This window comes from Mycobacterium sp. 1245801.1 (genome assembly GCF_001673055.1).
Lineage (GTDB): Bacteria > Actinomycetota > Actinomycetes > Mycobacteriales > Mycobacteriaceae > Mycobacterium > Mycobacterium europaeum_A.
Map to the genome: position 1 here is coordinate 1 of NZ_LZKY01000068.1, position 863 is coordinate 863.

The 863-nt window shown below is 65.4% G+C and carries 1 protein-coding gene; it reads right to left on the minus strand.

Going from position 1 to position 863, the window contains the following annotated elements; translation table 11 throughout:
* The coding region (gene trxB / locus A5622_RS04285; RefSeq protein WP_156752834.1) for a thioredoxin-disulfide reductase at nucleotides 1-863 on the minus strand (863 nt) is incomplete at both ends.

Sequence of the window (863 nt, forward strand, 5' to 3'; positions counted from 1 at the left end):
GCCGAGCAGCCGCTGCCCGCGGCGGTGATGGCTTGGCGGTAGGTGCGATCCACCAGGTCCCCGGCGGCGAACACCCCCTCAATCGAGGTACTCGTGGTGCGGCCTTGGACCAGCACATACCCGTCGGGGTCGGTCTGGACCACCTCACGCACCAACTCCGAACGCGGGTCGTGCCCGATGGCCACGAACACCCCGGTCACCGGCAACCTTGACACCTCACCGCTGAGCGTGTCGCGCACCCGCAAACCCGTCACCGTGGACTCACCCTCAACCGCCTCGACCGCCTTGTTCGTCAGGATGGTGATCTTGTCGTTGGCCTTGGCCCGCTCAAGCATGATCCGCGACGCCCGAAACTCCGCACGCCGATGCACCAACGTCACACTGCGGGCAAAGCGGGTCAAAAAGGTGGCCTCCTCCATCGCCGAATCCCCACCCCCGATCACCGCGATGTCCTGGTCCTTGAAAAAGAACCCATCACACGTCGCACACGAGGACACCCCGCGACCCAACAACTCCTGCTCACCAGCCACCCCCAAATACCGGGCCGCCGCCCCCATGGCCAAGATCACCGCCCGCGCGCGCACCGTCTCACCCTCGGCCGTGGTCACCGACTTGATTCGACCCTGCAACGAGACCGAGTCGACGTCTTCCATCCGCAGATCGGCCCCAAAGCGCAGCGCCTGCTCACGCATCTGATCCATCAACTCCGGGCCCGTGATCCCGTCCCGAAAACCCGGGAAATTCTCCACCTCGGTGGTCGTCATCAACGCCCCACCAAACGACGTCCCCTCAAACACCACCGGCGCCAACTGCGCCCGCGCCGCATACAACGCCGCGGTATACCCAGCAGGACCCGAACCAAT